Source organism: Paenibacillus ihuae, from assembly GCF_001368795.1.
Classification (GTDB): Bacteria; Bacillota; Bacilli; order Paenibacillales; family Paenibacillaceae; genus Paenibacillus_AQ; species Paenibacillus_AQ ihuae.
This window is the reverse complement of the sequence record NZ_LN831198.1, coordinates 3,856,197-3,858,825: the sequence shown is the minus strand read 5'-3', so window position 1 is coordinate 3,858,825 and position 2,629 is coordinate 3,856,197. Positions and strand designations below refer to the sequence as shown.

At 49.8% G+C, this 2,629-nt stretch carries 3 protein-coding genes; 1 reads left to right on the top strand and 2 read right to left on the bottom strand.

Annotation, left to right across the window (positions count from 1 at the left end; genetic code table 11):
* Positions 1–176: hypothetical protein (locus AQR02_RS33120; protein WP_280818648.1), on the bottom strand; the 176-nt coding region annotated here is incomplete at its 3' end.
* A gap of 37 nt (positions 177–213) precedes the next feature.
* Positions 214–1,446, bottom strand: coding sequence for a nitrate/nitrite transporter (locus AQR02_RS17855; RefSeq protein ID WP_054941635.1), 1,233 nt, complete (start codon positions 1,444–1,446; stop codon positions 214–216).
* 448 nt (positions 1,447–1,894) lie between these two features.
* On the opposite strand from AQR02_RS17855, the gene AQR02_RS17850 reads away from it, so the two are divergent.
* Entirely contained in the window at positions 1,895–2,209 is a 315-nt protein-coding gene (locus AQR02_RS17850) for a hypothetical protein (protein WP_148449119.1), read from the top strand.
* The last annotated feature ends 420 nt before the right edge of the window (positions 2,210–2,629 follow it).

Here is a 2,629-nt window from a genome sequence, read left to right as displayed (position 1 = left end):
CCGGATTCTGTAATCGCAGCTGCAGCGGTGCTGCCTTTGGTGCACAACCGGCCGAAATTGGCCGGATGCTCCTTATCCCCGGTGATTTTGACTACGCGGTTATCGGATACTTCGAGTATGATCCCGCAGCCAACCCCGCAGTAAGGACAGACGCTTTTAACTTTGCCAGTTGTCATGTGAGCTCACCGCCCCGAAGTTTTCTGTACAAGCTGATTAGAAATTAACCCCTGATTCCGCCTTCGCCCAGGATTTTCTCCAGGATCTTGTTACCGCATAAAAGATAAGGGTGGTGAGGAGTACAATGGAGCCGACCACGAGAAATCCGGTGACCTGTGAGCCTGTGGACTGCTTCAGCGGGCCCAGGACGTAAGTCGGAAGCATATATCCGCCAAGCCCTCCGGCAGCACCGACAATTCCGGTAATGACTCCGATCTCACTGGAGAACCGCTGTGGGATTATCTGGAAGACCGAGCCGTTCCCCATCCCGAGGCAGGCCATCATCACGCTGGTATACAGCAGCATTACCAGGAAGGAACCCGGCATTGAGGCTATGGCAAACGCACATACCGAAATTACACTGTACAAAACAAGGAGCAGGCGCATGCCGCCAATCCGGTCCGCGATCCAGCCGCCTAAAGGCCTGAAGAAGCTGCCCGCAACGACTGTGATAGTAACCAGATATCCTACCTGGATTTTGGTCAGCCCTCCGGGATGTACGCCATCGCCGTACACATCATAGAAGAAAATGCTCGCGTAGTTGGCGAACCCGACAAACCCGCCGAAGGTAATGGCGTAGAATATCGAGAACCACCAGGTATCCGCATGTCTGAAGACACTGAGGTAATCTTTGAGCGGTTTGGGCGCAGGGGCATTCGGAGCATCTTTAGCCAATATAGCAAAAACAATCATAACGATCGCCAGAGGAATCAGCGCGAATCCGAATACACTGTGCCATCCGTAAGCCTGGGCGATCTGCGGTCCGAAAAAGGTGGCCAGCGCGGTTCCGCTGTTTCCTGCACCGGCAATACCCATCGCCAGCCCCTGATATTGCGGAGGGTACCAGCGGCTTGCAAGGGACAGTGATACGGCAAAGCTTGCACCTGCGAAACCGAGCAGGAATCCGATCATATGAATCTGCAGCAGGCTGGTTCCGCCAAGCCAGCCCCACAGGAGAGGGATAATGGTGAGGAACATCCCGATAAGGCCCGCTTTTTTGCTTCCGATGCGGTCTGCAAGAATGCCCATCGGAATCCGGAATATCGAGCCGCCGAGGATGGGAATGGCGACCATGGCTGCTTTTTGGGTATCTGACAATCCGAAATCCTTGGTAATGTAGAGCGATAGAGCTCCACACAGCACCCAAATCATAAAACTTACGTCAAAGTACAAAAAAGCTGAGAACAAACTCGGGGCATGACCCGCCTTGCGAAAACTTTTTGCTTCCATAGTTGACATCCTCCTTTTAATGAACCCCAAGTAAGTAAATCGACAAAAAAGGGCCGACTGACAGAACCCGCATACTTGCGGATTGTGTTAATCGGCCCCGTTGCCAATTGCAGCCACGTCATCGTGACTGACTTCATAAACAAATGTAAGAATACCGGTACAACAAGCCATCCAGCCACAACATTGTGGGGAGAACCCGTTGTTTCCTTCGTTGACACAATGCTGTGTCGTTGAAATCTTATATTGTCAATATAAATAGTCACACTGAAAATGTCAATAATGATGACATATAAATTTTTATTTAATCATATTTTTGCTTTTTTTAGAGCTGTTTTTTTATAATTGTGTTATGTATACTTACATAAAGAGATAGATACCCGCAAAAATTGCCGAGCGGGCCCATATCAATCATGTGACCTTTTATCTGCATTGCCGGGATCTGCCGGATATGCTGGAAAAAAGGGGCAATGAAATAGTCGAAGTCGAGAACATTCAGCAGGTCGTAAGCAGCAATCCGGAACAGGCGGGAAAAGAGAAATGGCCGGTGCTCGAGAACCTGCTCAAGCATATTCAGGCAAACGCAAGATTATCTAAAGTGACGAGTTCCTTCAGACAAAGTACGATCTTTACCGACCGTCTGGGAGATCTGATTGAAGAAATGATTAACTCTCGGTTGGATCGGCGAGGGAATAACAGTGATACTGATACTCCGGAGTCAACAATTCAGAGGGAATTGCCATCTGGTACGGCTCTGCGGCGCTGATTGGAACAATCGTAACCCGGCTTCGCCGGGATATGCCGTATACCCCAGCATATCTGGCAAGACAAATAACCATGCTCCGGTCTCAATAGACCTGGTTTTAAAGGCGGCGGAGGCAACTTCGCTGCCTTTGCTGGTTTTGCAGGGTGTGATGGAAGGTGAGGAAGTGTGGGGCACCCGAGAATCTGTTGGCGGGATCTGCGTGCCCGGGTAAAAGTGCCTTTGATTTCGCCGCAGTCGGGCAATATGGGGAAATTAGAGGTAAAAATCCCTTTGATTTCGGCGCAAGCGGGCAATTTGGGAGAAATAGAGGTAAAAATCCCCTTGATTTCGGCGCAAGCGGGCAATATGGGGAAATTAGAGGTAAAAATCCCTTTGATTTCGGCGCAAGCGGGTCAATTTGGGAGAAATAGAGGTAAAAAT

What these genes read in the sequence shown, in the direction of transcription:
- AQR02_RS17850 (WP_148449119.1), top strand. Translation starts at nt 1,895, where the DNA reads ATGCTGGAAAAAAGGGGCAATGAAATAGTCGAAGTCGAGAACATTCAG.
- AQR02_RS17855 (WP_054941635.1), bottom strand. Translation starts at nt 1,446, where the DNA reads ATGGAAGCAAAAAGTTTTCGCAAGGCGGGTCATGCCCCGAGTTTGTTC.